We start from the raw sequence: 16,181 nt of genomic DNA, 5'->3' as shown, positions 1-16,181 counted from the left end.
ACTCGTCCGTCCGGTCCCTGCTCACCAACGACGCAAGGTTCCATCGGCTGCGCAGCCGCAAGCCCTGCCGATTCTCCCGAACGCGGCTCAATTGGTGGTGTCGGCCGGCGCCTGTACGGTGAGGAGATATGCATAGATGCTCTCGAACTGATCCTCAGTAAAGACCTCATTCCAGGCCGGCATTCCCTTTGACGGTCGTCCCTCATTCACCGTCGTCATGAATCTTGCGCGCATGTCCTCGCCATACCGGTTGTTCAGCAGCCGAAGGTCGATCTTGCGCTCGCTCTGCACCGCGTCAGGGCCATGACAATGCGCACAGGTGCCGTTGAAGATCTCCTTTCCGGCGTTCACCGCCGCCGGCGGCTTGGCCGATGCGGCGTCGGCGACCCGCATGGCGGGACGCGGCACGGCTTCTTCTGACGACGACACCGCCGCCGCGGCGCCGGACGGCGCGAGATCCGACATGATGCGAGTCTCGAGCGCGGCGAACCTTATCGCGTTGCGGGTCGCTCCGATCCGGATCGGCGAAGCCGTTGGCAGTCCGTACTTTGCGGACAGCTCGAGGATCTTCTGCTCGATCCCGGGCAGCGCGGCGTCAACCTGGTCGCGCAATTGCTTCGACGCCTTTGCAAAGCCGATCGCGGCGTCCCACGATAGTCCCGCGCCTTCGGTAGGCTGGATCCGATACCGATTGCCGTAGCTGGTCTTGTTCAGCCAGCCGGCGACCGGGCCCCAGATGAAGGCGACGTCGGCCTTGCCCTGGTCCAGCGCCTTCATGCCCGCTTCCGGGGAGAGCACGGTGACCATCTGGACATCATTCCGCTCGGCAAGAAGATTTTGCGGCGTCGTCGAGAATTGAACGGCAACCCGCTTGCCCTTGAGGTCGTTGATGCCGGCGATGGTCAGCTCGTTTGCGGTTACCAGCGCATAGCTCTCGGTCACGAACGTCCTGGAAAAGATCACAGCCGGTCCCATGAAGTCTTCGGAACGTGGCAGACCGACCATCGCATCGCAGTGCCTGCCGAGCAGCGTCACGCGCACCGTTCGTTTGCCGAAGTAGGACTTGTACCAGTCGTAGGTGACCGGCCGTCCCAGCGCCTGCGCAATGGCCTGACCGATCTCGAGATAGAAGCCGGGTTGCGCGGGACTGTCGCTGGAGAACGGCAGGTTGGTCGGATCGGCGCAGAGCCGCAGGGGGAGTTGTTCTTCCGCGCGGCCTGGCCCGGCGGAAGCCGCAACCGCGGCGACGGCGAGCAGCGCGCAGAAGCCCGAACGGGCAAGGGCGCGGCGCTTTGGTCGCGTGGACCCGGCAACAATGGGATTCGCTGAGTGCATCGTCATCCTCCCGGTATTCCTGCTCTGTGCGGTATTTCTTGGAGCGGATTTCCGGCAACGGTGCGGTTGTCCGAAAACCAGTTGCTCGTCGGGTGGCGGCGCGTACCCCGTCGGGATACGCGCCGGCCTTCTTGCGATTACTGGACGCTGAACACGAACAGCGAGCCGCCCTCGGGCGCCGCTGCCGTCATCTTCTTGCCGACTTCGCCAAGGAACGCGGGAATGGCGGCGGTGCGGCCGACGACGATGGCGACATACTGCTTGCCGTCAACCATGTAGGTGATCGGGCCCGCGCCGATGCCGGAGCCGAGCGTCTTGCTCCAGAGAACCTTGCCGGTCTTGGCGTCGATGGCGCGGAAGTCGCCGTGAAGGTTGCCCGAAAACACCAGGCCGCCGCCGGTCGTCAGCGTGCCGCCGTTGAAGGGCAGGTCCTCCTTGATGGACCAGACCTTCTTCTGCTTCACCGGATCCCAGGCGACGAGCTCGCCGAGGAAGCCGCCCGGGCCTTCCTTGGTCGGGAATTCCGCGCCGAGATAGAACACGCCGCGCTTGTAGGTGACGTCGCTGACCGACCAATCCATGCAGACGTTGTTGGTCGGAATGTAGACCAGCCCGGTTTGCGGGTTGTACGACATCGGCTGCCAGTTCTTGCCGCCGATCAGGTTGGGGCAGATGTCCTTTGCAGGGTGGCCTGGGCCGGGACGCTTGTCGGGATTCTCGACGGCGCGCATGGTGGCGACGTCCCACTTCTCGGCCCAGTTGGCGAAGATGAACTTCTCGGCCGAGAGAACCTTGCCGGTCTCGCGGTTGGCGACGAAGAAGAAGCCGTTGCGATCGGCCTTGAGCAGCGCAGGCACGGTGTTGTTGCCGATCTTGAGGTCGGCAAGGATGGCCTCGTTGACGCCGTCATAGTCCCAGGCATCGGCCGGCGTGGTCTGAATGTGCCACTTGATCTTGCCGGTGTTCGGATCGAGCGCCAGGGTAGATGCCGTGTAGAGGTTGGTCAGTTTGCCGAAATTGCCATTGCCGGTCGACCGCACGGCCGTGTTCCAGGGGGCCGGATTGCTGGTGCCCCAGTATACCGTGTCGGTCTTGGCGTCGTAGGAGCCGACCAGCCAGGCGGCACCGCCGCCGTGCTGGGCGCTGTCGCCCTTCCAGGTATCGCCGCCGGGCTCGTCCGGTGCAGGGACGGTGTAGGTCTGCCAGACCTGCTTGCCGGTGGTGATGTCGAATGCCAGCAGCGCGCCGCGCACGCCGTATTCGCCGCCGCCGAAACCGGTGATGACCTTGTCGCGCACCACGAGCGGCGGCGAGGTGATGACCGAGCCCTGCTTGTAGTCCACTACTTTCGTGGTCCACAGTGCCTTGCCGGTGGCGGCATCGAGCGCCGTCAGCTTGCCGTCGAGGCGCCCGACGAACAGCTTGCCGTCGGCGTAGGCGATGCCGCGGCTGTTCACGTCGCAGCAGGCGTATTGCAGCACGTCGTCGGGAATTTCCGGCTCATAGGTCCATTTGCGCGCACCCGTCGCAGCATCGAGCGCATAGACGTATTTCGGTCCCCACGACGTGGAAACATAGAGGGTGTTGCCGATGACGATCGGCGAGGCCTCGTTCGAGCGAAGCGATCCGAGCGAGAATGAATAGGCGAGCGAGAGCTTGCTCGCGTTGTCGGTGTTGATCTGCTTGAGCGGGCTGAAGCGGGTGTTGGCGTAATCGCGGCCGGCCACCGCCCATTGCTCCGCCACCGCTTCGGCCTTCAACACGGTATCATTGGCGTGTGTCGCTAACGTGCTTGCCGCCATGACTGCGGCGATCGATATGCCAGCCAACAGTCCCCTGTGCGCTAATCTCATTGTTTCCTCCGGGATGTGATTACCTGCGTCGCCAATCAGCGCTTGGTGCAGATGCCAAGCCTTCGATGCGCAGACGTGCTGCGAGACATCGCGAAAAATTACAGCATCGGCTCGCTGCACGTAGTATAGGCGGAAGGTAGTAGTCAGATCTGCGCGCCGCCTTGCAGCCCCGTTGTCGGCGCCGCGCGATTCGCGCTTCGCAGCGCGGATGCGAACGCAGGACGGCCGAGGAATTGAGTCAGCACCGCTGCCTCTTCAGGTTCCTCGGTTGATGGACGCCAGGTTCTCGCGAGCCGCCACAGGTCAGGTCGCGGCCGGCGCGACGGCGCCGGCGAGATTTTCGAAGAAGCTGGCCGCAAGCTTGCGGGCCGTCGAATCGATCAGACGCGAGCCGAGTTGCGCCAGCTTGCCGCCAATCTGCGCCTTGGCCTCGTAGTGCAGGATCGTCACGTCCGGCGCCTCTTCCTCGAGCCGCACGTCGGCACCGCCCTTGGCAAAGCCCGCAACGCCTCCGGATCCCTCGCCGACGATGCGATAGCTGTTCGGCTCGTCGATATCCGTCAGGGTGACCTTGCCGCCGAACCTGGCTTTGACGGGGCCGAGCTTGATGACGACGGTGGCGGTCATCTCCGTAGGCGACGTCATCTCCAGTTCCTGGCAGCCGGGAATGCAGCGTCGAAGAATTTCCGGATCGTTCAGCGCGGCCCACACTTTGGCCTTGGGGGCGGGAATGCGTTGGCTCTCGGTCATCTGCATCGGCAGAATCCTCCACGTTTCGTTGTTCTGGTTGACGGGGTGGTTAGGTCGGGTTGCGTCGACGGGCAATCGCCAGGAAGTACTAGGCGACGAACGCCTCTGTTTGGGCTACGTGGCGGGCATCGGTGCTCGATCGAGGAGGGGCGCGACGTGCCGTTTCCAGAGAGGTCCGGCGACGGGCTCGTTGAACTTCAACGAGTTAACGTGTCGCTGCCTACTACCAAGATCGCGATTACAAATTTTTGCGGCCGTGTTCCTATTCAAAAAAACTGCAACAACTTCGAGGAGGAAACGGCGTGCCAAATGTCGAGCTTACAGTTAACGGCAAGGCGGTCGCAGTCGATGTCGAGGACCGCACGCTTCTGGTCCATCTGCTTCGCGACCATCTCAATCTGACCGGCACGCATGTCGGCTGCGACACCAGCCAGTGTGGTGCCTGCGTGGTTCATATCGACGGACGGGCGGTCAAGTCCTGCACGGTGCTGGCGGCGCAAGCGGCCGGGAGCAGCGTCACCACGATCGAGGGTCTTGCCAGGGGCGACGAATTGCACCCGATGCAGGCCGCCTTCCGCGACAACCACGGGCTCCAGTGCGGCTTCTGCACGCCGGGCATGATCATGACGTCGGTCGACGTCGTGAACCGCAACGGCGGCGAGTTGGACGAGAGCAAGGTGCGTCACGAGCTCGAGGGCAACATCTGCCGCTGCACCGGCTACCACAACATCGTCAAATCCGTGCTCGACGCCGCCGGCCGCATGAAGCTGGCGCAGGCGGCGGAATAGTCCCGCGCGGATCGTTCCTCTACGGACTTCATAACACGTAATTCAATCCGGCCGGGATCGCCTTTGCGAAATCCGCACAGCGATGATCGGTCCGACAGGAGAGAAACGCGATGGGCGTTGAAGGGATTGGCGCAAGCGTTGCGCGCAAGGAAGACAGGCGGTTCATCACCGGCAAGGGACGCTACGTCGACGACGTCAAGCTGCAGGGCATGACCTACGCGCATTTCGTGCGCAGCCCTCATCCGCATGCCCGGGTGAAGGGCATCGATTCGTCGACCGCAGTGAAGATGCCGGGCGTGGTGGCTGTGCTGACGGGTAAGCAGATCGTCGACGACAAGGTCGGCAACCTGATCTGCGGCTGGGCCATTACCTCCAAGGACGGCTCGCCGATGAAGATGGGGGCGTGGCCGGCGATGGCGCCCGAGATCGTTCGGTTCGTCGGCCAGGCCGTAGCCGTTGTGATCGCGGAAACCCGGAACCAGGCGAGGGACGCCGCGGAGGCCGTGTCGGTGGACTATGAGGAGCTTCCGGCGGTCGCCGACGTTCGCGCGGCGATCGCGCCGGGGGCGCCGCAACTCCATCCCGAAGCTCCCGGCAACGTCATCTATGACTGGGTGATCGGCGACGAGGCTGCGGTCAAGGACGCCTTCGCCAAGGCTGCAAGCGTCGTTTCGCTGGATCTCACCAACAACCGCCTGGTGCCGAATGCGATGGAGCCGCGTGCGGCGATCGCGGACTACGATGCGGCCGAGGAGCATTTCACGCTCTACACCACCTCGCAGAATCCGCATGTGGCGCGCCTCGTGCTGTCGGCGTTCTACAATATCGCGCCCGAGCACAAGCTGCGGGTGATCGCGCCCGACGTCGGCGGCGGCTTCGGTTCGAAGATCTACATCTATCCGGAGGAAATGGTCGCGCTGTGGGCATCGAAGAAGGTCGGCCGTCCCGTGAAATGGACCGGCGATCGCACCGAAGCCTTCCTGACCGACGCCCACGGCCGCGATCACATCACCCATGCCGAGATGGCGTTCGACCGGGATCACAGGATCCTCGGGCTTCGCGTAAAGACCCACGCCAATCTCGGCGCCTACATGTCGCTGTTCTCCTCGTCGGTGCCGACCTATCTCTATGCGACGCTGCTGTCGGGTCAGTATGACATTCCGGCAATCCATGCCGAGGTGATCACGGTCTATACCAACACGACGCCCGTCGACGCCTATCGCGGCGCCGGCCGGCCGGAGGCGAGCTATCTGCTGGAGCGTCTGATGGAGACCGCGGCGCGCCAGTTCAACATCGATCCGGCAGAGCTGCGCAAGAAGAACTTCATCAAGCAGTTCCCGCATCAGACCCCGGTCATCATGGCCTACGACACCGGCGACTTCGACGCCTCGCTCGATGCGGCGATGAAGGCGATCGACTATGCGGGATTCCCCGGGCGCAAGGCCAAGGCGAAGTCGGAAGGCAAGCTGCGCGGCATCGGCGTGTCCTGCTACATCGAAGCCTGCGGCATCGCGCCGTCGAAGGCGGTTGGCAGCCTCGGGGCCGGCGTCGGCCTGTGGGAATCCGCGGAAGTGCGCGTCAACCCCGTCGGCACCATCGAGATCCTCACGGGATCGCACAGCCATGGCCAGGGTCACGAGACGACGTTCGCGCAGGTGATTTCCGATCGACTGGGCATCCCGATCAGCCAGGTCTCGATCGTCCATGGCGATACCGACAAGGTGCAGTTCGGCATGGGCACATACGGCTCGCGTTCCGCTGCGGTGGGTCTGTCCGCCATCGTCAAGGCGATGGAGAAGGTCGAGTCCAAGGCGAAGAAGATCGCGGCGCACGCGCTGGAAGCATCCGAAGGCGACATCGTCATCGAGAACGGCGAGTTCAAGGTGACCGGCACCGACAAGTCGATTGCGCTGCCGATGGTCGCGCTGGCGGCCTACACCGCGCATAACCTGCCCGACGGCATGGAGCCGGGCCTGAAGGAGAGCGCGTTCTACGATCCGACCAACTTCACCTTCCCCGCCGGCTCCTACATATGCGAGCTCGAGGTCGACCCCGGCACGGGCAAGACCTCGTTCGTCAATTTCGTCGCCGCCGACGACTTCGGACGCCTGATCAACCCGATGATCGTCGAGGGGCAGGTCCATGGCGGCCTGGCGCAGGGGATCGGCCAGGCCCTGCTCGAGCACGCGCTCTACGACGGCAACGGCCAGCCGGTGACGGCGTCCTTCATGGATTACGCCGTGCCGCGCGCGGATGACTTGCCGTCGTTCAAGCTCTCGCACACCACCACCCTGTGTCCGGGCAATCCGCTCGGCGTCAAGGGCTGCGGCGAGGCGGGTGCGATCGGCTCCTCGGCCGCCGTCATCAACGCCATCACCGATGCGATCGGCCACAACAAGCTGGAAATGCCGGCGACGCCCGACCGCGTCTGGCGCGCGATCCACGGCTAAGGGAGCAAGCAAGATGTACGAGACCACCTATCACCGTCCCGCCTCGGTCGACGAGGCCGCTTCTCTCTTTGCCAAATCCAGCGAGGCAAAATACCTCTCCGGCGGTCACACGCTGGTCCCGGTGATGAAGCAGCGGCTGGCGTCGCCATCCGACGTCATCGATCTCGGCAAGCTGAAGGAGCTGATCGGCATCGAGGCATCGGGTGACGTGATCGCGATCAAGGCTGCGACGACGCATTACGACGTCGCTACCAGCGTCGCGGTGCAAAAGGCGATTCCCGCGTTGGCCGGTCTCGCCGCGCAGATCGGCGATCCCGCCGTGCGCCATCGCGGCACCATCGGCGGCTCGCTCGCCAACAACGATCCGGCCGCGGATTATCCCGCGGCGGTGCTGGCGCTGGCTGCGACGATCAAGACCAACAGGCGAGTGGTCTCCGCGGACGAGTTCTTCAAGGGCCTGTTCTCGACCGCGCTTGCCGACGGCGAGATCATCACCGCGGTCTCGTTCCCGGTCGTCGCCAAGGCAGGCTACGCCAAATTTCCGCATCCGGCCTCGCGTTTCGCGCTGACCGGCGTCTTTGTCGCGAAAACCAGGGCCGGCGATGTGAGGGTCGCCGCGACCGGCGCGTCACCGAACGGTGTGATGCGGGTCGGCGCAATCGAGGCGGCGCTCAAGGCGAACTGGTCGGCCGCCGCGCTCGACAATGTCGAGATCGCGGCCAACGGGCTGTTGGACGACATCCACGGCTCGGCGGACTACCGTGCCAACCTGATCAGGGTGATGGCGCAACGTGCGGTCGCGTCGGCCGTTTGACGACCAGGATCCGTGAATCTCGCCGATGGCGGCGGCAGCGCGGTCTCGGCGAGCTCTCCCCAACTGCGAGGACCGCGGGTCCTCGCATTTTTTTCGCTGTGGAGATGACCCAAGAGGAGTAAATGCACCGGGACGGCGCGGCAGGTCGCGCTCTCGTCGCGCGGGAGATCGCCCCCGCCTCCGCTCGATGCCGATCGAGGGCTGCACGGCCAGCAGCGGACGAGCGCGGCCGTGCGTCGGCCGATCGCCATTCCACCGGTGGCGAATGGTTGCTACCGGCGGTCGCGCGTGAAGCGAGATCAGGCCGCTTCCTTTCTCGATTGCGCCACGTGGGTGGCGATCACGTCCATTAGCGCGGGAGACAGGCAATCATAGGGTTCGAGTCCGAGCTCCTTGAGCCTTGCCCGGATCGCCGGCATCTCCGACGGATTGACGCCGGACTCGATCACGGACGATACGAATGCCGCAAAGCCCGGCGCCGCGGAGCCGGCTTCCTGGAACAGTTCGGGGTGGATGAAGTCGAGGCCGTAGAAGGGGTGGGCCTTGTTCTCGATGCGACCGTACATATGCGTGCCGCAGGCCCTGCAGGCATAGCGCTGGATCGCCGCCGAGGTATCGACGACAGCGAGCTTGTCACCGTTTTCGAGCACGGTGACATTTTCCCGCGGCACGACCGCGACGACCGAGAAAGTCGCTCCCTCTGGCTTCCAGCACTTGGTGCAGCCGCAGGCGTGATTGTGCGCGACGTCGCCCTTGATGCCGATCTTGACCGGCTTGTCCCTGCATTTGCAGACCAACGTGCCGCCGGAAAAGCTGCCCGAACCCTTCTTCACGCCGCTGTCAACCGATGGGTGGATACGAACGGACATGGCCTATCCTCCTTGTGTTTGACGTTGTTGATTTCAGAACACGACGACCGAGCGGATCGACTTGCCTTCGTGCATCAGATCGAAGCCCTTGTTGATCTCCTCGAGCTTCAGAACATGGGTGATCATCGGATCGATCTGGATCTTTCCGTTCATGTACCAGTCGACTATCTTCGGGACGTCGGTGCGGCCGCGCGCGCCGCCGAATGCGGTGCCCTTCCAGACCCGGCCGGTCACCAGCTGGAACGGCCGGGTGGCGATTTCCTTGCCGGCTTCGGCGACGCCGATGATGACGGAGGTGCCCCAGCCGCGGTGGCAGCATTCCAGCGCCTGACGCATCACCGTGACGTTGCCGGTGCAGTCGAAGGTGTAATCGGCGCCGCCGTCGGTCAGTCCGACGAGATGCTGAACGATGTCGCCGCCGACTTTCTTCGGGTTGACGAAATGGGTCATGCCGAACTTGCGGCCCCATTCCTCCTTGGAATCGTTGATGTCGACCCCGATGATCTTGTCGGCGCCGGCCATCCTGGCACCCTGGATGACATTGAGCCCGATGCCGCCGAGTCCGAACACCACGACGTTGGAGCCCGGCGTGACCTTGGCGGTGTTGACGACGGCGCCGACGCCGGTCGTGACGCCACAGCCGATGTAGCAGCTCTTGTCGAACGGAGCGTCCTCGCGGATCTTCGCCACCGCGATCTCGGGCAGCACGGTGAAGTTCGAGAAGGTCGAACAGCCCATGTAATGGTAGATCGGCTTGCCCTTGTAGGAGAAGCGGCTGGTGCCGTCGGGCATCACGCCCTTGCCCTGCGTCGCGCGGATCGCGGTGCACAGGTTGGTCTTCTGGCTCAGGCAGCTTTTGCACTGGCGGCATTCGGGCGTGTAGAGCGGGATCACATGATCGCCCGGCTTCACCGACGTCACGCCCTGGCCGACTTCGCGGACGATGCCTGCGCCCTCATGGCCGAGGATCGAAGGAAAGATTCCCTCGCTGTCGAGGCCGTCGAGCGTATAGGCGTCGGTGTGACAGATCCCCGTCGCCTTGATTTCGACCAGCACTTCGCCGCCCTTCGGACCGTCCAGATCGACCTCGACGATCTCGAGCGGCTTCTTGGCTTCGAATGCGACGGCAGCGCGCGTCTTCATTTCCAACTCCACTTTCGCCTTGCAGGCGCCGCAAGGACATGCCTGCCCGCCGGGCCTTGCATCTTCCGAAGGATCATTTCTTTCCCATGCAGGAATTCTCCGCCTGGGTGTAGGCGTCCGGCTTGTCTTCCTTTTTGGCCGGACGCGCACGCCCGACGGCGTCATTGGCGCGGGCGCGCAGATAGATGTAGATGTCGTCCATGTAGCAGGCGACGTTCGGATTATCGCCGAGCGCCGGCATCACATTCTCCTGCGCCGTGTTGACGTTCTTGCGGCCGCTGGCAACGACGCCGAGGAAGTCGCCGTAACTCATGGTCTTGAGTGAATCGGTCAGTGCCGGAGCGTAGGTCGATCCCATCCCGTCCGGCCCATGGCAGACATGGCATTCCGAGTGATAGCGGCGGTAGCCGGAGTAGGTGTACCAGTCCACCGTGCCGTCGGCCGCGACCTTGAAGGTCGGAGTGCCTTCCTTGTCGAAGTACTTCCCGTCCTCCGACTTGACGGCGGCCGGATCGACCTTGTCTCGAGCGAAGGCGATTCCTCCAATCGCCACGACGATCAGCGCGGCGGCCACGACCTGTATGCTACGCAAGAGCTTGTCCTCGATACCGGAACCGGATGAGACCGGCGCATGGATGTCTCCATGCGCCGGATGAGGTTGACTGGCTCATTGCGGCAGGGCGAACACCGTCAGCGTTCCGCCGAGCGCGGTGTAGTTGCTCAGCGCGGCGTAGCCACCGACGGCGCCGAGGCCTGCGGTCGGATCGGTCAGACCGGCTGCGAGGCCAATGCCCGCCCAGCCGCCGACGCCCGATAGTACTGCGACATACTGCCTGCCGCCGTTCTCGTAGGTCGTGACGTTGCCGATGATGCCGGACGGGGTCTTGAACTTATAGAGCTCCTTGCCGGTCTTGGCGTCGACCGCCTTGAGGTAGCCTTCGAGCGTTCCGTAGAACACCACGCCGCCGGCGGTCGCGAGCGCGCCCGACCAGACCGAGAACGGCTCCTTGACCGACCACACGATCTTGCCGGTCTTGTTGTCCCAGGCGATGAAGTTGCCCATGTGGGTCTCGCCGGGGGGCGGATACATCGAAAGCGTCGCCCCGACATAGGGCTGGCCTGCGGTGTAGCTCACCTTGAACGGCTCGTAGTCCATGCAGACGTGGTTGGTCGGCACATAGAACAACTGGGTGTCCGGCGAGTAGGTGGCCGGCTGTTGATCCTTGGTGCCGAGCGCCGCCGGGCAGACGCCCTTGGTGTTCTTGTCCTCGCCGGTCTGCTCGGTCGAATACTGGCTGACGACCTTGGGTCGGCCGTAGGTCGGGGAACTCTTGTTCATGTCGACGCCGGTGGTCCAGTTGACTTTCGGGTCGTACTTCTCGGCGACCAGGAGCTCGCCGGTTTCCCGGTCCATCGTGTAGGCGAGACCGTTGCGGTCGAAATGAGTCAGCAGCTTGCGCGTCGTGTTGCCGATCTGCTGGTCGCTGAGGATCATTTCGTTGACGCCGTCAAAGTCCCATTCGTCGTGCGGCGTCATCTGGTAGACCCAACGGGCCATGCCGGTATCCGGGTTGCGCGCGAACACGGTCATCGACCACTTGTTGTCGCCCGGACGCTGTTTCGGATTCCAGGTCGACGGATTTCCCGACCCGTAATAGACGAGGTTCAGCGCGGGGTCATAGGACATCCAGCCCCATGTGCAGCCGCCGCCGATCTTCCACTGATCGCCCTGCCAGGTCTTGATGCTCGAATCCTTTCCGATCGGCTTGCCGAGCTCGGTCGTCTTCTCGGGATCGACCTTGATCTGGTCGTCCGGTCCTGAGGAGAAAGCTCGCCACACCTGCTTGCCCGACTTGAGGTCGTAGGCGGTGACATGGCACGGCACGCCGAATTCACCGCCGGAGATGCCGACCAGGATCTTGTCCTTGACGACGAGCGGCGACGAGGTGCCGGTCTCGCCCTTGGCCGGATCGCCGTTCTTCGCGCTCCATTCGACCTTGCCGGTCTTGGCATCGAGCGCGACCAGGGTGGTGTCGGCCTGGTTCAGGAAGATCTTGCCATCGGCATAGGCCACGCCACGGTTGACCGTGTCGCAGCACATCACCGGAATGACGTTTGGATCCTGCTTGGGCTCGTATTTCCAGACGATCTGCTGGTCCTTGGACAGGTCAAGAGCGTAGACCTTGTTGGGGAATGGCGTGTGGACGTACATGATGTTGCCGATGATGAGCGGCCCGCCTTCGTGGCCGCGCAGCACGCCGGTCGAGAACGTCCATGCGACCTGCAGCTTGCCGGCATTGGCCGCCGTGATCTGGTTCAGCTTCGAGTAGCGCGTGTTGGCGTAGTCGCCGGCCGGCATCACCCAATCCTTCGGGTTCTGCGCCATTTTGATCAGTTCGTCGTTGGCTACGGCGCCGCCCGCGGCAAACGCCGCGACGGAACCAAGACAACCTGCAATCACAACGTTGCGCATAGCGGATTCCTCCCACTGATGAACTCTGGGTTCCGTCGAAGCGGCCCACTTTTTCCATCCTGTTCCTGCATGCTAGTCCCGTTCGAGAACGGGAGACTTGCCCAAGAGGGAAGGGGATTTGTTTCAAAGAGAAGCCCCGGGCACTTTTTTGAATCGAGTCTCGTGGGCCGCGCCCGCGTGACGACGCGTGCGGCAACAGGCCGGTAGTCGCAGCCGAGGTTTTTCTTGACGGCGCAGAGACTAAGTCGGAGGATTGCAAGACGGGCGCGGGGGGATGCGTGCTCGACGCCCAAACGACGTTCTACCTGAGATGAATGTGGCTTCATCGTGACGGAGCCCTCGCGGCAAGTGTCACGTCTCTCGATCGGTGGCGGGAAATGTCCGAAACGGTTCACTCGCTGAGCACTGTCGGATTGTCGCCAAGGAAGCAGATTCAATGTTGGTCAGATGCACTGACCGATCTCTGCGGCGAGTTCGACATCGATCCGCTGAAGGGTTTGTCGCTCGATGCGACAGTCAGCTTCACGACGGTTTCGCGGCTGAAGCTCTGCCATATCGAGGTGAGCCAGCATCGGCTCGCGCACACGGTGTCCCGCGCAAGATCGACCGAGCATCCCTACGTCAAGATTCACTTTCAGACCGAAGGCGTGTCCTATTTCGAGCAGGACGGCCGGCGCATCGAGCTCAGGCCGGGCGATTGCCTGGCCTACGACGTTGCCTGCCCGCATACGTTCGTCAATCCGGGCCTGACACGGCACGACGTGGTGATCGTGCCCAAGGAATTGCTTCGCGAGCGCGGCTTTCACGCGGAGCGGATGTCGGCGTGCAAGCTTTCGGCGCGCACCGGGACCGGCCGGATCTCTCATGATTTCGTGCTTGCCGCGTTCGGCGAGGCCGCGGAGCTCTCGCCGAACAACGCCGTCATCGTCGCCGATTCGCTGATCGATCTGTTGCTGTTGCCGCTGCGCGAGGCGGATGCAGCTTTCGATCGCGGCGGCCCCGAGGCGATGTACATTCGCGCCCAGGCTTTCATCCGCGAGCATCTGCGCGATCCCGAACTCTGCATCGACCGGATTTCCGCGCACTTGGGCTGCACCAAGCGCTATCTGCACATGCTGTTCAGCGACAGGGGAATGACCGTCAGCGATTACATCTGGCACGCGCGGTTGCAGAACTGCCGCCACGAGCTGGAGACGCACCCCGGAAAGACGGTTACCGACGTGGCGTTTTCATGGGGCTTCTCGAGCTCGTCGCATTTCAGCCGCGTGTTTCGCAAGTACTTCGGGATCGTTCCGTCTTCCATCCACAAGGCGCACTATCCTCAAGACGCCTCCAGGCGTGTCCCGAGTGATGAACGACCGCCTAAACTCGACGGCGACGCCGGCGACGTGAGCCTCAGTCCGTGGGCGCAGATGGGCAAACGCTTGGTCGCGGCCTATTGCCCCGTTTGTCGGTCGGCACATTGCAATTGTTGATGCGCTGCTCATCCATCCACTTCCTGCCGAGCCGCTCTTTCCCGGTCTGAGTCGGGCTTTCCGCGTTCGGAGCCGGCGCGCCGGCACTGTCCTCGGCACAAGCCGGCCCCGCAAGCCAGACGGCAAGCAATACACCGAGTGTTCCGCAGCATGTTGATCGCATGAGTACCCTCGCAAATCCTGGTCCGCGAAGCGTTCGATTGAACAACGGCAACATTGGCCTGACCACCCGGAATCCGCAGCCGCATCGGTCGAAAAGGGCGGCCCGCGCGCCCGCCCGAAACAAAGGAATGGCAGAGCAATGAGATCCTCGATCGATCGGGGAATTGCGCCGTGATTGCCTAGGAGTGAAGTGATTGTTGCCCGAGAGCGAAGTATCGACTGCACGATTGTCACACGCGAGCCTGGCCGTGGCGTTCCACGCTTGCGTTGCTTTCGCGCTCGCCCTACGTTCAATCCCGGCGCGAACCTCGCGCCAACACTAGTGGGAGGCCCCCAATGACTTGGAAGACTCCGAAAATCGTTGAAGTACAGGTGGGCATGGAAATCAACATGTACGCTTGCGCTTCGCGCAAGTAGACGCCACAGCGATCTGCCCGGCTTCGGCAACTGCAGGCTGGAGCCGCGGCAGACGCGGCTTGCAGTCCATTGGATCTTCAGTCCATCGGATCTGCCGTCCATTGGATATTGCAATCCATCGGATAACGAGGGCGATGCCCTCGGTCTTCCACCACGAACAAGGCGCCGCCTCGGCACTTTCGGCCGGGGAATTTTTTTGCCGGGCAGGGCGCAGCGGTCCGGATTTGGCTCCAGGCTTGCTCGCCGCCGGTTCCCGCCTGTGATAAGGATGCGTCCACGAGCGGCGCAGCTTTCAAATCTTTCCCCAGGCCATCGGAATGCGGATGCCAATTCCAGCAAGAACGTTCCGGGCGGCCGTTCTGTGCCTTGCCGCGCTGCTGCCGAGCAACGCCTGTGCCGACGGCATCGAAACCGAGCATGTGTACGGATTCATGATCGGCACGGATGTCGGCACTGTCGGGGAGCGCGAATTCCAGACCAAGACCACCGGACGCTTTGCCAGGGATGGCGGCAGGTATCGCGCCGGCAGTCAGGACTTCGAGCTGGAATTCGTGCCAGTCGAGAATTTCCGTATCGAGATCGGAAGCACTTTCACCGCGCACGACATTCGTGCCGTCCCGGATATGGCGGATCGCCGGCAATTGACCTGGCAGGGCGTTTCGGTCGACTTGCGCTACAGGCTCCTCGGTCGGGAGAGCGCACCCTTCGGGCTGACATTCGGCGTCGAGGGCCAGCTCAACCGCATCGATGAGGTCAGCGGGGCTGCGGTGCGCAATGTCGAAACCGAATTCCGCCTGGCCGTGGAGCGCGACCTGATCCCGAACCATGTGCTCGCCACCCTCAACTTGATCTATCAGCCGGAATGGACGCGCAACCTGACAACCGGCGCCGCGGAGCAGGAGTCCACCGTCGGCGCCGCGCTGGGGGCGATGTTCCGAATACGTCCCGACATCCTGGTCGGCGGCGAGGCGCGCTATCTTCGCAAGTATGAGGGGATTGGACTGGAAGAATTTTCGGGCCAGGCCGTCTTCATCGGCCCGACGGCATTTTTCCAGCTGTCGCCACGCTCCCGGCTGACCGCTGCCTGGAGCATGCAGGCCTGGGGACGTCCGGCCGCTTCGCGCGCCGCCCTCGATCTCGTCAATTTCGAGCGTCACCAGGCGCGGCTGGTGTTCGGTGTCAACTTCTAGAGCACGATCCGGAAGTGTGGGAGCGGTTCTTCCGACAAGATCGTGCTCAAACAAATGACTGGAGGGAGACGACGGTTCGAAGAGAGTTCATCTCGCTCCAGGCCGGATCGAGCCGTTGAGTTCCACCAGGTCTCTTGAAACTTCGCCCGGTCGGCGGCGTAATTCCGGAGCCGCTTGTTTGAAGAAGGACGTGCGTATGAATGCGATAAACCTGATCGTGACGGTATGCGCCGTCGCGTCGCCGGCCACGTGCGAAGAGCGGCGGCTGGTGTTCTCCTCGGATTTCTCCCTGCGGCAATGTGTTATGGCCGCTCAGCCCTATGTCGCGCAATGGCTCGCCGAGCATCCGAAATGGACCGCGGTCAAATGGCGCTGCGAATATCCGCACAGCAAGGACAAGGCCGATCTCGGCAGCGCCGCGCCAACCGGCTGAAGCCGCGTCCGGCGCTGCCCGGCCGGGCT

Annotated in this window: 14 protein-coding genes; 7 read left to right on the top strand and 7 right to left on the bottom strand. The window is 63.3% G+C overall.

Features of this window, described 5'->3' with window-relative positions; translation table 11 throughout:
* Positions 1 to 87: 87 nt before the first annotated feature.
* The 3 genes from ACT4OC_RS03880 to ACT4OC_RS03870 form a co-directional block, all read right to left on the bottom strand.
* Positions 88 to 1,335 carry a c-type cytochrome gene (locus tag ACT4OC_RS03880; protein WP_444837690.1) on the bottom strand — a complete coding sequence of 416 codons (1,248 nt, stop codon included), beginning with the start codon at positions 1,333 to 1,335 and terminating at the stop codon, positions 88 to 90.
* A gap of 137 nt (positions 1,336 to 1,472) precedes the next feature.
* Positions 1,473 to 3,164, bottom strand: a complete 1,692-nt coding sequence (locus tag ACT4OC_RS03875; RefSeq protein WP_444837782.1) for a PQQ-dependent dehydrogenase, methanol/ethanol family — start codon at positions 3,162 to 3,164, stop codon at positions 1,473 to 1,475.
* A gap of 327 nt (positions 3,165 to 3,491) precedes the next feature.
* Positions 3,492 to 3,944, bottom strand: a complete 453-nt coding sequence (locus ACT4OC_RS03870; protein WP_444837689.1) for an SRPBCC family protein — start codon at positions 3,942 to 3,944, stop codon at positions 3,492 to 3,494.
* 296 nt (positions 3,945 to 4,240) lie between these two features.
* Here ACT4OC_RS03870 and ACT4OC_RS03865 point away from each other — a divergent pair, with 296 nt between their 5' ends.
* The 3 genes from ACT4OC_RS03865 (at position 4,241) to ACT4OC_RS03855 (ending at position 7,990) form a co-directional block, all read left to right on the top strand.
* Positions 4,241 to 4,726 carry a (2Fe-2S)-binding protein gene (locus tag ACT4OC_RS03865; RefSeq protein WP_444837688.1) on the top strand — a complete coding sequence of 162 codons (486 nt, stop codon included), beginning with the start codon at positions 4,241 to 4,243 and terminating at the stop codon, positions 4,724 to 4,726.
* Between the two features lie 110 nt (positions 4,727 to 4,836).
* On the top strand, positions 4,837 to 7,176 hold the full coding sequence (locus tag ACT4OC_RS03860) for a xanthine dehydrogenase family protein molybdopterin-binding subunit (protein WP_444837687.1): 2,340 nt from the start codon (positions 4,837 to 4,839) through the stop codon (positions 7,174 to 7,176).
* A gap of 13 nt (positions 7,177 to 7,189) precedes the next feature.
* Positions 7,190 to 7,990 carry an FAD binding domain-containing protein gene (locus ACT4OC_RS03855; protein ID WP_444837686.1) on the top strand — a complete coding sequence of 267 codons (801 nt, stop codon included), beginning with the start codon at positions 7,190 to 7,192 and terminating at the stop codon, positions 7,988 to 7,990.
* A gap of 299 nt (positions 7,991 to 8,289) precedes the next feature.
* Here ACT4OC_RS03855 and gfa read toward each other — a convergent pair whose 3' ends face one another.
* The 4 genes from gfa to xoxF5 form a co-directional block, all read right to left on the bottom strand.
* A complete protein-coding gene (gene gfa / locus ACT4OC_RS03850; RefSeq protein WP_444837685.1) occupies positions 8,290 to 8,859 on the bottom strand; it encodes an S-(hydroxymethyl)glutathione synthase in 570 nt (189 codons plus the stop codon).
* A 33-nt stretch (positions 8,860 to 8,892) separates the two neighbouring features.
* Positions 8,893 to 10,002, bottom strand: coding sequence for an S-(hydroxymethyl)glutathione dehydrogenase/class III alcohol dehydrogenase (locus tag ACT4OC_RS03845; protein ID WP_444837684.1), 1,110 nt, complete (start codon positions 10,000 to 10,002; stop codon positions 8,893 to 8,895).
* Positions 10,003 to 10,075: 73 nt separating this feature from the next.
* A complete protein-coding gene (locus ACT4OC_RS03840; RefSeq protein WP_444837781.1) occupies positions 10,076 to 10,564 on the bottom strand; it encodes a c-type cytochrome, methanol metabolism-related in 489 nt (162 codons plus the stop codon).
* A gap of 105 nt (positions 10,565 to 10,669) precedes the next feature.
* The gene (gene xoxF5, locus ACT4OC_RS03835) at positions 10,670 to 12,475 is read right to left on the bottom strand and encodes a lanthanide-dependent methanol dehydrogenase XoxF5 (RefSeq protein WP_444837683.1); all 1,806 of its coding nucleotides are present in this window, start codon (positions 12,473 to 12,475) and stop codon (positions 10,670 to 10,672) included.
* A 377-nt stretch (positions 12,476 to 12,852) separates the two neighbouring features.
* On the opposite strand from xoxF5, the gene ACT4OC_RS03830 reads away from it, so the two are divergent.
* The 4 genes from ACT4OC_RS03830 (at position 12,853) to ACT4OC_RS03815 (ending at position 16,152) form a co-directional block, all read left to right on the top strand.
* A complete protein-coding gene (locus tag ACT4OC_RS03830) occupies positions 12,853 to 13,950 on the top strand; it encodes a helix-turn-helix domain-containing protein (RefSeq protein ID WP_444837682.1) in 1,098 nt (365 codons plus the stop codon).
* A 498-nt stretch (positions 13,951 to 14,448) separates the two neighbouring features.
* Positions 14,449 to 14,529, top strand: coding sequence for a pyrroloquinoline quinone precursor peptide PqqA (gene pqqA, locus ACT4OC_RS03825; RefSeq protein ID WP_444837780.1), 81 nt, complete (start codon positions 14,449 to 14,451; stop codon positions 14,527 to 14,529).
* 323 nt (positions 14,530 to 14,852) lie between these two features.
* Positions 14,853 to 15,719 carry a hypothetical protein gene (locus tag ACT4OC_RS03820; RefSeq protein WP_444837681.1) on the top strand — a complete coding sequence of 289 codons (867 nt, stop codon included), beginning with the start codon at positions 14,853 to 14,855 and terminating at the stop codon, positions 15,717 to 15,719.
* A gap of 196 nt (positions 15,720 to 15,915) precedes the next feature.
* Positions 15,916 to 16,152, top strand: a complete 237-nt coding sequence (locus tag ACT4OC_RS03815; RefSeq protein ID WP_444837680.1) for a hypothetical protein — start codon at positions 15,916 to 15,918, stop codon at positions 16,150 to 16,152.
* Positions 16,153 to 16,181 lie beyond the last annotated feature (29 nt).

Source organism: Bradyrhizobium sp. (assembly GCF_052389815.1).
GTDB lineage: Bacteria > Pseudomonadota > Alphaproteobacteria > Rhizobiales > Xanthobacteraceae > Bradyrhizobium.
The sequence above is the reverse complement of the archived record's forward strand: the minus strand, read 5'-3'. Positions and strand labels throughout refer to the sequence as shown.

Excerpts from the sequence above, each read along its gene's own strand:
- ACT4OC_RS03880 (WP_444837690.1), bottom strand. The coding sequence starts at position 1,335 with ATGCACTCAGCGAATCCCATTGTTGCCGGGTCCACGCGACCAAAGCGC.
- ACT4OC_RS03870 (WP_444837689.1), bottom strand. The coding sequence starts at position 3,944 with ATGCAGATGACCGAGAGCCAACGCATTCCCGCCCCCAAGGCCAAAGTG.
- ACT4OC_RS03860 (WP_444837687.1), top strand. The coding sequence starts at position 4,837 with ATGGGCGTTGAAGGGATTGGCGCAAGCGTTGCGCGCAAGGAAGACAGG.
- ACT4OC_RS03855 (WP_444837686.1), top strand. The coding sequence starts at position 7,190 with ATGTACGAGACCACCTATCACCGTCCCGCCTCGGTCGACGAGGCCGCT.
- gfa (WP_444837685.1), bottom strand. The coding sequence starts at position 8,859 with ATGTCCGTTCGTATCCACCCATCGGTTGACAGCGGCGTGAAGAAGGGT.
- ACT4OC_RS03845 (WP_444837684.1), bottom strand. The coding sequence starts at position 10,002 with ATGAAGACGCGCGCTGCCGTCGCATTCGAAGCCAAGAAGCCGCTCGAG.
- xoxF5 (WP_444837683.1), bottom strand. The coding sequence starts at position 12,475 with ATGCGCAACGTTGTGATTGCAGGTTGTCTTGGTTCCGTCGCGGCGTTT.
- ACT4OC_RS03830 (WP_444837682.1), top strand. The coding sequence starts at position 12,853 with ATGTCCGAAACGGTTCACTCGCTGAGCACTGTCGGATTGTCGCCAAGG.
- pqqA (WP_444837780.1), top strand. The coding sequence starts at position 14,449 with ATGACTTGGAAGACTCCGAAAATCGTTGAAGTACAGGTGGGCATGGAA.
- ACT4OC_RS03820 (WP_444837681.1), top strand. The coding sequence starts at position 14,853 with ATGCCAATTCCAGCAAGAACGTTCCGGGCGGCCGTTCTGTGCCTTGCC.
- ACT4OC_RS03815 (WP_444837680.1), top strand. The coding sequence starts at position 15,916 with ATGAATGCGATAAACCTGATCGTGACGGTATGCGCCGTCGCGTCGCCG.